The 13,573-nt window shown below is 56.7% G+C and carries 16 protein-coding genes and 2 tRNA genes; 6 read left to right on the forward strand and 12 right to left on the reverse strand.

From position 1 onward, the window contains the following. Nucleotides 1-9: 9 nt before the first annotated feature. The 7 genes from M7439_RS10510 to M7439_RS13125 form a co-directional block, all read right to left on the reverse strand. A complete protein-coding gene (locus M7439_RS10510; RefSeq protein ID WP_298342627.1) occupies nt 10-447 on the reverse strand; it encodes a helix-turn-helix domain-containing protein in 438 nt (145 codons plus the stop codon). Beyond that, nucleotides 444-605 (reverse strand): hypothetical protein, encoded by a 162-nt coding sequence (locus M7439_RS10515; RefSeq protein WP_298342630.1) that lies wholly within the window; start codon nt 603-605, stop codon nt 444-446. The genes M7439_RS10510 and M7439_RS10515 overlap by 4 nt, the downstream gene beginning before the upstream one ends. Continuing rightward, complete coding sequence (locus tag M7439_RS10520; protein ID WP_298342633.1) at nt 595-786, reverse strand: hypothetical protein; 192 nt, start codon at nt 784-786, stop codon at nt 595-597. Before M7439_RS10520 ends, M7439_RS10515 begins: the two co-directional genes overlap by 11 nt. Further along, nucleotides 779-925, reverse strand: a complete 147-nt coding sequence (locus tag M7439_RS10525; protein ID WP_298442441.1) for a hypothetical protein — start codon at nt 923-925, stop codon at nt 779-781. The genes M7439_RS10520 and M7439_RS10525 overlap by 8 nt, the downstream gene beginning before the upstream one ends. Next, nucleotides 922-1,278, reverse strand: coding sequence for a hypothetical protein (locus M7439_RS10530; protein ID WP_298342636.1), 357 nt, complete (start codon nt 1,276-1,278; stop codon nt 922-924). The genes M7439_RS10525 and M7439_RS10530 overlap by 4 nt, the downstream gene beginning before the upstream one ends. Further along, nucleotides 1,268-3,478, reverse strand: a complete 2,211-nt coding sequence (locus M7439_RS10535) for a YfjI family protein (protein WP_298349234.1) — start codon at nt 3,476-3,478, stop codon at nt 1,268-1,270. Before M7439_RS10535 ends, M7439_RS10530 begins: the two co-directional genes overlap by 11 nt. Before the next feature lie 371 nt (nt 3,479-3,849). Then, the gene (locus M7439_RS13125; RefSeq protein ID WP_366525207.1) at nt 3,850-4,053 is read right to left on the reverse strand and encodes a helix-turn-helix domain-containing protein; all 204 of its coding nucleotides are present in this window, start codon (nt 4,051-4,053) and stop codon (nt 3,850-3,852) included. 219 nt (nt 4,054-4,272) lie between these two features. Here M7439_RS13125 and M7439_RS10540 point away from each other — a divergent pair, with 219 nt between their 5' ends. Next, the gene (locus M7439_RS10540; protein WP_298342644.1) at nt 4,273-4,647 is read left to right on the forward strand and encodes a hypothetical protein; all 375 of its coding nucleotides are present in this window, start codon (nt 4,273-4,275) and stop codon (nt 4,645-4,647) included. Here M7439_RS10540 and M7439_RS10545 read toward each other — a convergent pair. Both M7439_RS10545 and M7439_RS10550 read right to left on the reverse strand, forming a co-directional pair. Next, nucleotides 4,627-5,721, reverse strand: a complete 1,095-nt coding sequence (locus M7439_RS10545; protein WP_298342647.1) for a site-specific integrase — start codon at nt 5,719-5,721, stop codon at nt 4,627-4,629. The two genes, M7439_RS10540 and M7439_RS10545, sit on opposite strands and share 21 nt — an antisense overlap. A 138-nt stretch (nt 5,722-5,859) precedes the next feature. After that, nucleotides 5,860-5,935 (reverse strand) — tRNA-Ala (locus tag M7439_RS10550). Nucleotides 5,936-6,203: 268 nt separating this feature from the next. On the opposite strand from M7439_RS10550, the gene M7439_RS10555 reads away from it, so the two are divergent. The 5 genes from M7439_RS10555 to M7439_RS10575 all read left to right on the forward strand — a co-directional run bounded on the left by M7439_RS10555 (nt 6,204) and on the right by M7439_RS10575 (nt 11,435). After that, complete coding sequence (locus tag M7439_RS10555) at nt 6,204-7,676, forward strand: APC family permease (RefSeq protein WP_298342650.1); 1,473 nt, start codon at nt 6,204-6,206, stop codon at nt 7,674-7,676. Beyond that, on the forward strand, nt 7,673-8,698 hold the full coding sequence (locus M7439_RS10560; protein WP_298342652.1) for an acetamidase/formamidase family protein: 1,026 nt from the start codon (nt 7,673-7,675) through the stop codon (nt 8,696-8,698). Before M7439_RS10555 ends, M7439_RS10560 begins: the two co-directional genes overlap by 4 nt. A gap of 49 nt (nt 8,699-8,747) precedes the next feature. Then, nucleotides 8,748-9,254 carry an N-acetyltransferase gene (locus tag M7439_RS10565; RefSeq protein ID WP_298342655.1) on the forward strand — a complete coding sequence of 169 codons (507 nt, stop codon included), beginning with the start codon at nt 8,748-8,750 and terminating at the stop codon, nt 9,252-9,254. A 401-nt stretch (nt 9,255-9,655) separates the two neighbouring features. Then, nucleotides 9,656-11,098 (forward strand): MFS transporter, encoded by a 1,443-nt coding sequence (locus tag M7439_RS10570; protein WP_298342659.1) that lies wholly within the window; start codon nt 9,656-9,658, stop codon nt 11,096-11,098. A gap of 181 nt (nt 11,099-11,279) precedes the next feature. After that, nucleotides 11,280-11,435 (forward strand): hypothetical protein, encoded by a 156-nt coding sequence (locus M7439_RS10575; protein WP_298342662.1) that lies wholly within the window; start codon nt 11,280-11,282, stop codon nt 11,433-11,435. A gap of 294 nt (nt 11,436-11,729) precedes the next feature. Here M7439_RS10575 and M7439_RS10580 read toward each other — a convergent pair. From M7439_RS10580 to M7439_RS10590, 3 genes are all read right to left on the reverse strand, one after another. Further along, a tRNA-Ile gene (locus tag M7439_RS10580) sits at nt 11,730-11,803 on the reverse strand. A gap of 80 nt (nt 11,804-11,883) precedes the next feature. After that, nucleotides 11,884-12,795, reverse strand: coding sequence for a hypothetical protein (locus M7439_RS10585; protein WP_298342665.1), 912 nt, complete (start codon nt 12,793-12,795; stop codon nt 11,884-11,886). A gap of 52 nt (nt 12,796-12,847) precedes the next feature. Then, nucleotides 12,848-13,387, reverse strand: a complete 540-nt coding sequence (locus M7439_RS10590) for an RNA polymerase sigma factor (protein WP_298342668.1) — start codon at nt 13,385-13,387, stop codon at nt 12,848-12,850. Nucleotides 13,388-13,573 lie beyond the last annotated feature (186 nt).

The raw sequence follows: 13,573 nt of genomic DNA on the forward strand, positions 1-13,573 counted from the left end.
CGTGTATGTTCACCGCTTGTTGCGCCAAGTGCCTTCCTCAAGTTCCCTAAGTTTGCGCTCTGCATCGGCGATAAGCTCATCGACCAATTCCTCGGTGATCAACATCGGTGGCTTCGGCGGCACCACATCAAGCGCGTAGAGCTTGGCCTGGCGCTCTAATAGTCTCGCCGCGACCTCGATTGCCCGCGGTTCGCCTCGCTCTATTCTCGGCCAGAGCTTGGACAAGAGTAACCGGATCGTCGCACCTTGCTCAGTCCGCAGTAGCTCCACGTCTTTCGCTGGGATCTCTCGCAGCGCAGACGTGACCAACTCGTGAGCTGTGCTGTCCGCGCACCCCATCGCATCCGCGATATCTCGATACGTCATCCCTGTCAAGCGCAGTTCAAGCGCGCGTGCCCTTCTCTGCGCTACTTCAAACTTGGCAGCGTCTCGCTTCCCGGTGCTCATTGTTCGCCCTCCCACTGTTCGGCTTCGCCACGCTCAGCATCCCGTTCCAAGCCATCGAGGAACTGCGCCCAGATCCGCTTGTGAATCGCGTCGAGCCGCTCTTGATCGCTACCGCTTGACTGGCCCCTATCTACTGGCTGGCTATCCCTATCCTTCATTTTCGACCTCCAATCGTGCACCTCTGAGTGCCTCCCAGGCCGCCGCTATCTCCGTGAACTTCTCGACAAGTTCGTAGAACTCCGCAAAGTTCACCGACTCATCAAACCGCGCTTTCTTGACTTCCACGATTGCCCGATGCGCCGCTATCTCAGCTTCCAAAATCTCCAGCTCGCTAGCCATTTCGGCCTCCATACACGATCCGTAATACTTCGCGGTACAACTCGTCACGTACTTCCTTCGGCGCGGCTTGCGCTGCTCGCCAGCTGTTTAACGCTTCGCAGAACTCGCGCAACTCCGTCTCTCCGTTTGTCGTTCTCATTGATCCCTCCGTGCCCTCGGTGGCCGTCCCAGCGCGCCTCTTAGGCGACTCAAATCGCCACTCGGAGCAAGTTGGGGTTTCGGTAGATTGTCCTCTTCTTCATGCACCCACACCTCGATCAGCGCATCCCACAACCACGTAGCATCGACCGGCTCAGGCAGCCCGAAAAGATCGCGGTGATAGTTCAACACATGCGCCCACGAGTCAACCACGCTTCTCGCGAGATCAAGCGCCAGGGCTGCGATGCTGTAGAGCGTTCCCGAGGTTCCGGTTAACTTTGCCCCATGGATGGTGATGAGTTGGTACTTCTCGCATCCATTCGTGTCTTTGTCCGGATCGTAGTCAGCTTGCATCGGCCAACCTCCTAGCGGCGCATGGCTTGCACAACGTGCCGGTTGAGTTGACTAGTCGCCGCCCACACTCCGCGCAATCACGCGGCTCAGGCTTTGGTTCCTTCTTGAGTTGTTCCCGTACTCTGTCTACTTGCGTTAGCTCGGTCATCTGTGCTGTCTCCTTCGTTACGTAATGGTTCATCGCTACTACTTCCTCCGTTGCTTGCTCGTTTCCGCTTTCCTCTGCAGATGTGTTGACAAACGTTGACAATGTTGACAAAGGCCTCTGACCTGCGGTTATGTCCCCATTCGGTGTTGACAAAGGTGTTGACACTGTCAACAGTTGCTCGCCACCGCGCCAATTCGAGCCGCGCGAATCCAGGCGCTCGATGAGGCCTAATTTCTCAAGTTGCTCAGCCGCCACGTCAAAGCGAGCGCGCAGACCTCGAAACACCGACCGGTACGCATCGCGTGCGGTGAACTCTTGGCGATGCTTCGCCCACTCCCATAATCTCGTAGCGTCTCCTGAGAGCGCTGGCGCTACGTCCTCGCCGCCATACTCACGTCTGGCATGCCATGCGAGCCACTCACCAATCGCAAGCGCCGCGCCAATTTCATCGGCTGTAATGCGGCCTGCGAGGTTGCCGGTGGCCATGGCGTGGATAGTTGCCGCAATGCGCACGATACGCCCAGCCTGCTTGCCTGCCCAACCGTTCAGAATGTCACCCGAGTAGAGCGCGGTCATCTCGGACTCTATCTCATCCTTCATGGCCACGAAGAGCTGGAATGCCGCCGCGTCGAGTCTCATCGGCTCTGGCTGCTCATCTGCATAGGCTTCGCTGAATAGCGCAGTCAACCGCTCACACCAAGCGCGGCTAAGTGACTCTGGCATCTGCTCACCAAAGCCAAAGCGAACGCCAACCAATGACTCAGGACGAACCGGACAGAGCCTCGCGAGCAACCCTCGACCTCCTGCTTCCGCGTCTCCTGCCACTTGTGCCCAAGCGCTCGGCTGGCCCATGAGCAAGAGCGGAACCCGCAGCTCAGTAACCCGAATCTCGCCCCGAGTGACACGGTGCGATGTATAGTGGCCAGCGTCGTAACCTGCGAGCAACACCTCGTAATTTGTCCCTGCCTTGTTGTAGCGTCCAAGATCACCGAAAACGCCCCCCGCCTCATCCGATACGACCGCGATGCGTGCGATGTCCTCCCCTTGCGCCGCTGCTAGCGTTTCCAACGCTTCTGCCGTAGCCTTGCTCGCCACTGCCGAGAAGCGCGCGGGCACTTGGTGCGACTCCAATCGCGCCAGTGCCTCTGCGAATGCTGTGCCACCATCTTTGCGAGCTTGATCACGCGCGAGCGCTAGTAGCTCGTGTTCAGCTTTGGTCTTGGCGATCTCATCATCTCGACCTTGGCGAGCTGCCTTCTCAGCGTCCCATATCGGCCCCATTGCCGCGCTTAAGACTGGTGTTTTCCGCTCCGCTGGCGGTGCGATGACCAAGAGGTGAAGCACCCCAGGCTCGCGCCAATCCTGCGTAATCTCCACCGTCGCGCCGAGTCCGACGGGTATACCGGCCACGCCCAAAGCGGTTGCGAAGGCGAAGCCTGGCGAGACCTGGTAAGCACTCGCCAGAGCTTTAGAGTATTGACCAAGTAGGCCGGTGCTCCGCAGAATCTCGCTCAGATCTGGCTCAGGATCGTATTTGTCAACAGGTGCAGTGTCCGTGTCAACACTTTTGTCAACACCGATTTGCACTGTTTCCCCTGGTAGATCGGTTTTGTCAACGTTGTCAACGTTTGTCAACACGTCTAGCCCGCCGAGCATATCCTGCCAATTCTGAGGATGATGAGCTATCGCATCGCTCGCATCTTTGCAACCATCAGGACAGTGCAGCTCTCGCAACGTAAGCGCTCCCAAGTACCCCTGTTCCCTCAAGGATTCAGCCACGGCCTTAGCGTGATTGCGGCCTGGTTCGTCTCGATCAGCCCAGATTACGATATCTTTGAACCCCGCTACGATGATCACACGAGAGTGGCCAGGTCGCCACTTCCCAGCGCCCGCCGCATTGCAAGTCGCCGCCGTGCCCTGCGACCAAAGAGCGAGTGCATCCTTCTCGCCTTCGACGATCACCAACGGCAACTCTGGATTGTTTTTGATCGCCTCGGTCAGTTCCGGCAAGATGAAAGGTAGGGAGCGATCCTCGGGTGCGAGATCTTTCAAAGACCAAGCCCAGCCACCGTTGCCGTCTGGCCTGCGCTGACTGAACCCCTTCGGTTGATACCGCACCGCTTGAAACGCGAGTGAGCCGTCAGCTCTCCGGTAGTCGTAAGTCGCTACGATTCTCTTCTCTGGCCTCGGTTTCTCCTGCTCATTGAACAAATCGCGAGCTTCCAGATCAAGAGCAGAGAGGATCGCGTCAGTACTGCATAACGCAAAGCAATTGAGCAAGACCCGACCATCTGCGCCCACCGAGACGCTGAGCGATGGGTTGTTGTCCTGGTGAGCCGGACACGTAACCAAATATCCCTCGTGGTTTGAGTTGATCTTTGAACCGTGCGCCGAGAGTGCGCCGAGAACACGGTTGAGGGCCGTCACGGCTGCGCCTCGCTACTGAGATTCGCAATGAAGGCCGCAAGGTCTGAGGACCTGATAAGTCTGCGGCTCCCAATGTAGACCGAGCGCAAATCTCCGCGGCTCAGAATGCCGTATAGAGTGGCGCGTGACAAGCGCAGAGCCTGGGCGGTTTCGGAGACGGTTAGCAGCTGATCGAATGGTTGATATTCGTTTTCGGACATGAGGTTCCCTATGCCCACCTCCTAGCCAAAGCCAATCGGTCGAGCGATAGGGTCCTTTTGGGGCCCGCAAACTTTCGTTGTCTATATAATAGCATCCCAACTAGATCATTTGTACGCGATTAGACTATAGGGATGAGCCTCAAGTGCCCGAAGTGCAGCACCACGTTAGCGAGGGTGCGACCGATCAAAGACGGAATAGTCGAGGTGCGAACGAAGCGCATGCAGCGCCGTCCAGCCGATACGTACCGCGCTGAGGGTCTGCTCGTATTTGACAATGAGGCATCACGTACTCAATGGCAAGCGATCACTGAACCGACGCGCGTCGAGTGCTGTGGCATCGTTCAGACCGCATCGCCCGCAGCGCTCCTAAAGCGCGCGGCTTTGGCTCCCTACGTCAAACCTCGATGGATGACCAAGATTGAAGCACTAATAGCCGCCGCCGATGGTGAGCTGGTTCACGTGAGCATCAACGAGTCAACAGGTGATCAGCGAACCCTGAGCGCCGGGATCGTCGACCGCGAAGAGTCCGCCAAAACTTATCGGGACGGGGCCGCGGCCCCGCTGTTCATGCCCTCAGCTTCCCAAGAGCCTTGAGCTAGAGTCGATCGCCACTCGCAAATCCTCAACTGCCAAATGAGCGTAGATGGTGTCGGTGACCGCGGTCGAACTGTGACCCAGCACCCGAGAGATTACTGGCATCGGGACACCTTGACTCAACAACAACGACGCGGCCAAATGCCGCAACTCGTGTAGGTGTCGCTCTCCAAGGTCTGCACTTCGAGCGAGACGCGCGAACTTATGGCTCACCGTATCTGGGTCGAGCGCCTTGCCAAAATCACTCAAGAACATATAGCCGGACTCCGCGCGAATCCCTAAGCTGAGCAGGCGTTCTACCTCTGCCCTCTGTGTGACCCTGTGAGCCTCTAGGACCGCCGCCAGCGGCTCCGGGACAGGTATAACCCTCTGACTTCTTGCAGTCTTGGTGGGTCCTTCTACGACGCTATCCCACGCCTTCGAGCGAGACTTGTTGATCGTGAGGGTGCGTGTGGTGGGGTCGTAATCGTCCCAACGCAGAGCCAGCGCCTCACCTCGCCGAAGCCCGAGAGTAGCCAACGTAAGGTACAAAGGCCCGAGGCGTTCTGTCTCGCAAAGCCTCTTGAATCTCTCGATCTGAGCTGGTGTCCATGCGGTTAGCTCCTTGCGTTCCTGCTTGATCGCCCGCGTGCCCTTTGCAGGATCAGTTACGAGCAGTCCTTGGCTCACTCCCCAGGCGCAAGCGGCCCTGAGCACGGTGCGCGCAATCTGGCGCGAGCGCGCCGAGCCCTCAACCTCCCCGATAGCACGATCAAGAGTCGCTGAGCGAAGCTCCGTTAGCTTTGCCCCTGAGATAGGTGTAAGCTTTTCCACCGCCCATTTGTATTGACCTTGCGTAGCTTGTGCCACGTCAGGTAGTTTCACCTCAAGCCACGTGGCCAAGAGATCGCCCAACGTCGCGGGTCGAGACTTAGCTAGTCCTTTGTCCCTCTCAGCGCGAAACTCCTTGAGCGCTTGCTCGGCTTCTTGCTTGGTGGTGCATACGCGCGTCCGCGTCCTCGACTTGCCAAGCTCATCTGTCCATCGGAGCACGGCTCGATACTCGGTCGGCGAGTAATACTTGACCGATCCCATCCCTCTAGCCCTGCGCGTCTCTGGCTGTCTCATGCTGTCCATTGTACCCCAGGAATTCGTTAGGGGCCAGCGTAGGGGCCACGAAGCCTCAGATTCTCCTATCCAGTTATGCGTATAGCGCTCTGAACTGGGGTTATATGGTGGAGACGAGGGGACTCGAACCCCTGACCTCCTGCGTGCAAAGCAGGCGCTCTTCCAGCTGAGCTACGCCCCCTTAATCCGACCATGATGATTTGAGTGGACCTCAAGAGTCTAACCGTCTCTCAGAAAGTGCCGACTGATCTTAGCCGCTTAGATCGAATGAATCATTATCGCTCAGCACTCCGCCTCAACTATCGTACTTGGATACCGCCGCTGGCGCCTTGAAGCAGAAACGTAAAGAGACTCATCTGTAATAAAATTTTCATAAAATCTGCCTCTAGTGCCTTCTGGTTCAGATAGTATCGACCCAACATTGGTCGCAGTGAAGCCAAGGGGGGCAAATGTCAGCAACATCAGATTCTGGTCGGCTAAAAGCTGGTGCGATTGGGCGCCGCGAGGTGCTCTTCCAAAGCATCACCGCGATGGCTCCAGGAGCAGCAATTGCAGCGTCGATTCCCGCAGGAGCAGGATTTGCCGGCGGCGCACTCACGTTGGCGGTGATCGTTGCGCTCATCGGTAGCCTGCTCACCGCCTACTCCATCAGCGAACTCGCTTCCCGAATTCCATCAGCAGGTTCATTTGCGACCTACGCTTCGCAGGCTCTCCACCCAATCGTTGGATTTTTTGTCGGTTGGGGATACGTATTCGTCTACGCGTTAGTACCGGCTCTCCTCTTTCTGCAGCTCGGTTTCACCATCGCCGGTACCTTCAATTCTGAGTTCGGTTATCCGAGCAGTCTTTGGTGGCCATGGTCACTCGTCGGAATCGCCCTCGTCGGAGCTCTCGCGCTTCTCGGCATCACGACCTCGGCCAAAACAGGCACGATCCTTGGGAGTATCGAGATTGTCATCTTTCTCGCCGCGGGTATCCTCTTCGTAGTGCACGCGGGCTCGCACAACACACTCTCCGTCTTCACCACTAAATACACCCCGAAGGGATTCCACGGGCTCTCGGGTGTCTTCGCTGGCTCGGTTTACAGCCTCCTCGCCTTCGCAGGATTTGAAGCGGCAGCACCGCTCGCAGAAGAAGCGAAGGATCCCAAACGAACGATCCGCTTTGCCATTCTCGGATCCACCTTGGCGATTGGCTTAATCTATGTCTTCACCACCTATGCAGCCTCGGTCGCCTATGGTCCAGCTCGCTTTAGCTCCTTTGCAGGCGCTGGGGCAGCGTCCTGGGTTGGCCTGAGCCGAGACTTCTATGGCCTCTTCTGGATCTTGATCTTCTTGGCGATCATTAATTCGACCATTGGTAATGCAAATGCTGGCACCTCTGTATCCACCCGTATGGCCTTTGCCTTAGGGCGAATAGGAGTCTTCCCGGGTGTGCTTGGCAAGGTTCACGCCAAAACCAAGGTTCCTCAGTTCGCTGTCTACTCGCAGATCATCGTCTCGGCAGCGGCAACGCTGCTTCTTGGACTAGCCTTCGGACCAGAGAACGGATTCGCACTCGATGGCACCCTCATCACGATTGTCGTCGTCGCGGTTTACATCCTGATGAATCTCTCTTCAATGGTCTACTTCGCGAGGTCAATCTCCGAAGATCGCTTCAACTTCTTCTCTCACGGTATAGTGCCGTTGCTTGCCATCGCCTTTCTTTTCCCTGCCCTCCTTGCTGGAGCTGGGATCGCGGCATTCTCGTTTATCTCCCCTCTTACCGCACCCGCATCCTATGCCGGACCCATCGTCGCGGTCTGGTTGATCCTTGGTGTGATAGTATTTCTACGTCTTCGATCAGCCTCTCCAGGTGCAGTGAACCGCATCTCCGAAGTCTTCCTCGAAGAGATTGTCGATGAGTCTGGAGCACCATCATGAAGAACCCTGTGATCACCTTTACTCCTACTGAAGAACAGCTTTGCTGGACGTTTGGTGGTCGAGAACCCGTCATGGAGATCGACCCGGGGACGATCTTGGAGGTCTTCACCGAGGATTGCTTTGCTGGCAAAGTTCGGGCCAAAACTGACCTTGTCTCGGAGGTTTGTGAGTTCCCGTTCCTCAATCCACAGACTGGACCTTTTTACCTCAAGGGCGCCGAGGTTGGCGATACCGTCGTAGCCCACTTCATCGAGATCGAGCCAGCCCGGGATTGGGCGGTGTCCACTACCGTCCCGCTCTTTGGTGCACTCACCTCGACCCACCTCACGGCAACGTTGCAGGACCCCCTCCCCGAGATCGTCTGGATCTGGGAACTTGATCGACAAACTCGACAATGCCGATTTCGTTCCGATGTTGGTGAATTCTCAGTCGAGCTCCCCATGGATCCGATGCACGGAACCGTTGGCGTCGCGCCGGCCAATCTCGAGGTACGCTCTGCGCTGGTACCTGATGCACACGGTGGTAATATGGACACTCCTGAACTACGTGCTGGTGTCACCTGCTACTTCGGGGTCAACGTCGAGGGAGCACTCTTCTCTCTCGGTGACGGACACGCACGGCAAGGCGAGGGAGAAAGTTGTGGTGTAGCCGTTGAATGCGCGATGAACACCGTCGTCTATCTTGACCTCATCAAAGGCACTCCCACGCCTTGGCCCAAATTGGAGTCTGACAAGTACCTGATGACCACCGGATCAGCCCGTCCGCTTGAGGATGCCTTTAGGATCGCTCAGGTGGAGATGGTGGACTGGGTCGCATCCCTCTGTGGGATAGGGCGCATGGACTCCTATCAGCTGGTCTCACAGCTTGTTGAGTCTCCGTTAGCAAACGTCTGTGACACCAACTACACCTCAGTTGCCAAGGTCGATCGCCACTACCTTGGCGACATCACCGCACCATACCAGAACGCACATCATCTCGCGAGACAGGTAGGGCTCGAGTACCTGACAGCTCGTTCATCGTAACTATCGCTCCAAAAGACACGAACTTCTCACCCGGCTAGGCTCTGGGCCAATGGATGACGCGACCATCGAGAAGATTTCAATTTCCATTCTGACTGAGACGGACTGGCAGCTATGGAGGTCTCTCCGTCTGCAAGCGCTTGCCGACGCCCCCAACGCTTTTGGATCCACCCTTGAACAATGGAGTGGGAAATCCGATCAAGAATCACGGTGGCGGGACCGCTTGCGTAACTCTGCTCTCGCCTTGGTCTGTCTCTTTGACCACCAACCCGCCGGGATGGTGGCGACAACGACGCCGACCGCTGGCGAGACAGAACTGGTGTCCCTATGGGTCTCTCCCGAATTCCGGGGTCGAGGAGTCGGTGATCGGCTGATTGGTGAGGTATTGCGCTGGGCGAGCGAACGAGATCTCGCCCAAGTGCGTCTCTACGTCCGCGAGATGAACCGGGCGGCCATTGCGCTCTATGAACGACATGGATTCGTTGACACCGGTGAGCGATGCGACGAGATGGATGGCATGTGCGAAGTGAGCATGCTCCGGGCTCTGCGCCAATCATAACCCGGTGCAGGTGAGTCAGTACTGAGCTACCCGTAGGAACGAGCCCGAGGGCACGAACCAGATGGTCATCGAACGCCACAAAGAAGAAGTGTTCCACGAGAACCGGGATACTCCTGTTGACAACTGGAGCCGTACTACTCGCCAACCAAAACCTTTCCATCCGATCAATCGTGCACAACACCCACTACTGCTCCAGATCACCGGTTTGGAATCCTCGTGAAGATCCTGCATCGTAGGCACCAGCCTCTCAACGAACCCTCCTTCCTCCCAAGCGTTTTGTTTACCTTTCGTTCACAGTTCCATTACCTACACGCAACCTTTTGTTTTCTTTATGCTCGCAATCGGTTGCTAGCTTGAGAGTCGAAGAGTGCATTACCTTCGCGGTCAGGAGGGTCCCGATAATGGAAGATTCAGAGGCGTCGATTAGCAACCTCTACCACTCGCTCGACGAGGCGAAGGTTGGACGCAAGCACTGGGTGACGGTGTTTACCTCGGGAATGGGGTTCTTCACCGACGCGTATGATCTCTTCATCATCGGTACGGTGACGGTCCTCCTTACACCAATCTTTCACCTCAACACCGACCAGATCTCGTTGTTGAACTCCATATCTCTCCTGGCATCGGTGGCTGGTGCGCTTACTTTCGGCCGATTGATGGACAAACTCGGTCGCAAGCGCATGTATGGGGTCGAAGTGGCCATTTTGGTCGTTGGCGCGATCCTGAGCGCCTTCGCTTGGAACTTCACTTCCCTGCTGATCTTTCGAATCATCGTTGGATATGGTGTCGGTGGCGATTACGCGACCTCTGCAGTTATCACCTCTGAATATTCGAACCGTCAATCTCGAGGCAAATTAATCGGCACCGTCTTCTCGATGCAAGCTCTTGGCCTCGTTGCTGGTCCAGCAATCGCGACCATTTTCCTCAGCAGTGGCGTTCCCTCAGATCTTTCCTGGCGGATCATGCTCGCCATCGGAGCGATTCCAGCCGCCTCGGTGATCTACCTTCGCCGCAAAATCCGTGAGACCCCCCGTTATACCCTGGGAATCAAGGGCGATCTCGCAGCAACGGCGCAAACCGTCGAATGGGTCACAGGTGTACACACCTCCGTCACACCGGATGAACAAAGTGTCACCTCCGCAAAGATGCGCCCTCGCCCGATTGCCAAGCTGACCCAGAAACCCTTCTTGCTCAGACTCATAGGGACCGCGGGTGGTTGGTTCTTGCTCGACATCGCCTTCTATGGCAACTCGGTCTCATCACCATTGATTTTGAAGTTGCTCCAGCCAAAGGGGTCGTTGCTCTCCCATACATTACTCTCTCTCTTGATCTTCGCTGTGGCCGCCTTCCCTGGCTACTGGCTGGCGGTCTTCCTGATGGATCGAATTGGTCGCCGACGTATTCAGTGGCAAGGCTTTGCCGTCATGGCCGCAGCCTTCGCCCTGATCTGGTTGATCCCGGATGGTGCGAGTTCGGTGGCAATCTTCCTACCACTCTTTGCGATCAGCTATTTCTTCACCGAGTTCGGTCCAAACGTCACCACTTTTGTCTACCCAGCTGAAGTCTTCCCAACGTCAATACGTGGTACTGGCGACGGTATCTCGGCAGGAATGGGGAAGTTTGGTGGTTTCCTTGGTGCGCTACTCGTCCCTCATCTGCTCCAGTCGGTGGGGATCAGTGGCGTCATGGGAATCATGGCTGGCGTGTCTGTTATTGGGGTTCTGCTCACCATCGTTGCACTCCCTGAGCCGCGCGGACGTTCGCTCGAAGACGCTTCGCATGAGACGCCGGTACTCTTTGAGCACGAATCGACTACCAGCTCATCCCCCACCGCGAGTGCCAGTTAGCTAATTACCGCAGATACCTCGTGGCGTCACGCACGTCACGACAGTGGTAAGTTTGTGCTCACTCGCAAATAGAACAAGTCCGTTTCCCACAGAAGAGGCACGCGAGCGAGCAGCACTTCCTTGACGGACTCGAGCATTCAGCCGTTGGTGCCCTTGAGGCAGCATTTAGGTGATGGGCATTGTGGCATCAGAGGATCGCCATCGTTATGGCCTTGCACAGCAGTCCTTGCGATTTCCCTTTGGTTCGGACGGAGAACGATCCGCGCTGCATTGCGGAGCTCTTGTCACCGCAGAGTACGACCGACTCCACAGCTGCGATCCGCTCGGACCGGTCTGATCACCATTCATCACACGAGCGATTCCGACTGGGACAGCAGCACGGGAATCGCGATAGAGAGATGATCAAGTCGGAAGATGACTGCGGTCGACGGTGCTCGCCGATGTCAACACCAACGCGGCCAGCAAGCAGATCAAAGCCATCCACGACGCCGGGCCACCTCACCCCACAAGCGCTAGCCCGATCTTGGAGTAGCTTCGCAATCGAACTCCTGCCATCTCTTACGAATAGGCATTGTTCATAGCTGAAACCGAAGGCGCACACCGTGCTCACAACACAGCTCTGGCAAGGGAGTGGGGCTACCTGGACTCGAACCAGGGACCTCAGCATTATCAGTGCTGCGCTCTAACCAACTGAGCTATAGCCCCAGAAACATCCACTTTAACAGCCGCATGGGTCGGCGTCCGCCGGTTTATCTCCTGGAACCGAGATTGTGATCTCCGCTCGACTACGGAAGCTTCGCTGGCACACCTGCTGAAACGATCCCGCCTCCCCCATCGTTCTGTCCAGAGCCAGACGCGCCCGATCCTGCTCCAGCGGGTTGGTCACCCGTATTGGAGTTTGATCCCGAAGTATTGCCATCCCCGGTAGAAGAGGTGGGATTCAAGCCAAACCCTGGAACACTCGGATTCGGTATCTTTGTGCCGAGAATCGCTGAACAAAACTCAGGGACAGTCAACCCACGATTCAGTGCACTCTCTGCCAATCGTAGAAACTGTTTTGACGACTGTAGCTTCGAAACTTTGGTTGTCACGGCAGAGGAACTTTGTACTTCACTGAGCGCTTTGCTGTAGGACATACACAGACCGTGATAACTCGCGGGCACCGCGCTACCCACCTGGCCTGGTGCGACAAGTGTGCCCTGCCCGTTTTGCTTCCCTTGGCCGTTTTGCTTCCCTTGCTCCTTAGTCTGGCCAGACTCCGCCACCTTTGTTGAATGCTCCGATCCAGATGGTGTCTTCTTGCCGTTTTGACCGTTGTCCTCCTTCGACGGAGCGACCTGCTGGTGCGAAGGACTCACTTGTACTTTCGATTGCGTTGCTTGTGTGGCCGATGGCGTTGTAGTTGCTGCTGGATGCGTAAACGCATGCGTCAACGCGGCAGTGAATCCGCCTCCCACCACCACGAACGCAGCAGCCGCGGCCGCTACCTTGAGCGGGGTAAAACGTGAGAACGCTCGTCGCCGTTGTGCTGACCCAACCACCACCGACCGTCGGAACGCGGCAACGGCCACATCCTCGGCGACTAACTCGTGGGTGGTCGCTGGAGCTTGGGCAGTGCGGACTAGCCGTGCGAGATGACCATTGGAACTCGTAGCGCCACGACCACCCAAAATGTCTTCGATCTCGTCCGGATCCAACGCTCTTCCACTCCTTACCTTGTCAGAATAAACGCAGCGAAGGCTGCTTACGTTACGCCTTATCCTTCAGATGTTCAGCGAGTTTTGCGAGCGCTCGGTGTTGCGCGACGCGTACCGATGCCTCGCTCTTACCTAAGAGGTCGCCCACCTCCTTCGCACTAAATCCTCCAAGCACCCTTAATAGCACGATTTCGGCTTGCTCGTCATTCAGCCCCTCCACCAGAGCAGCGACTGCCTCGTCGATCTCTAATTGCTCAGGCGGAGCAACCTCCGACAGCTCGTGCACGTCAGAGTCTCGTGCGATTTGTGGTCGAACAGCCCGGCGTCGGTAGAGGTCGATCATTCGACGTCGCGCGGTAGCAAAGATCCAGGCACGAAAGGCGAGCTCGTCACCAACAAACTTGGACAATCCTTTGGTGACCGAGATCCAGACCTCGGCAGCGACGTCTTCGGCATCACCTCCAAGGCGACCTCGCAAGAACCGCAGCAGGCCAGGGTGATAGGTTCGATAGATAACCCGAAAAGCTACCTCATCACCCCGTTGCGCCTGTTGGAGAACCTCTGGGAAGTCTTCAATACCAAATTGACTCAACCGGCTCCTCGATATGTGTATGCGCAAAATGCGGCTATCTCGGCAATAGTCTTGGAACGACTCTACAGCCCTACCCAAGAACTCACGCACGGATCCGGATGAAGGTAAGTCCGAATCTTCCTGCCAGGTATGCATCACCCCAAAGCATCTGGGTCACGTGTTCAAAATGTCGCTCCTGTACGCCCT

Origin of the sequence: Ferrimicrobium sp., assembly GCF_027319265.1 — a bacterium.
GTDB lineage: Bacteria > Actinomycetota > Acidimicrobiia > Acidimicrobiales > Acidimicrobiaceae > Ferrimicrobium.

Coding starts and splice junctions, on each gene's coding strand:
- M7439_RS10520 (WP_298342633.1), bottom strand. CDS start 786: ATGGCTAGCGAGCTGGAGATTTTGGAAGCTGAGATAGCGGCGCATCGG.
- M7439_RS10530 (WP_298342636.1), bottom strand. CDS start 1,278: ATGCAAGCTGACTACGATCCGGACAAAGACACGAATGGATGCGAGAAG.
- M7439_RS10540 (WP_298342644.1), top strand. CDS start 4,273: ATGCAGCGCCGTCCAGCCGATACGTACCGCGCTGAGGGTCTGCTCGTA.
- M7439_RS10510 (WP_298342627.1), bottom strand. CDS start 447: ATGAGCACCGGGAAGCGAGACGCTGCCAAGTTTGAAGTAGCGCAGAGA.
- M7439_RS10565 (WP_298342655.1), top strand. CDS start 8,748: ATGGATGACGCGACCATCGAGAAGATTTCAATTTCCATTCTGACTGAG.
- M7439_RS10555 (WP_298342650.1), top strand. CDS start 6,204: ATGTCAGCAACATCAGATTCTGGTCGGCTAAAAGCTGGTGCGATTGGG.
- M7439_RS10515 (WP_298342630.1), bottom strand. CDS start 605: ATGAAGGATAGGGATAGCCAGCCAGTAGATAGGGGCCAGTCAAGCGGT.
- M7439_RS10570 (WP_298342659.1), top strand. CDS start 9,656: ATGGAAGATTCAGAGGCGTCGATTAGCAACCTCTACCACTCGCTCGAC.
- M7439_RS10545 (WP_298342647.1), bottom strand. CDS start 5,721: ATGGGATCGGTCAAGTATTACTCGCCGACCGAGTATCGAGCCGTGCTC.
- M7439_RS10525 (WP_298442441.1), bottom strand. CDS start 925: ATGAGAACGACAAACGGAGAGACGGAGTTGCGCGAGTTCTGCGAAGCG.
- M7439_RS10560 (WP_298342652.1), top strand. CDS start 7,673: ATGAAGAACCCTGTGATCACCTTTACTCCTACTGAAGAACAGCTTTGC.
- M7439_RS13125 (WP_366525207.1), bottom strand. CDS start 4,053: ATGTCCGAAAACGAATATCAACCATTCGATCAGCTGCTAACCGTCTCC.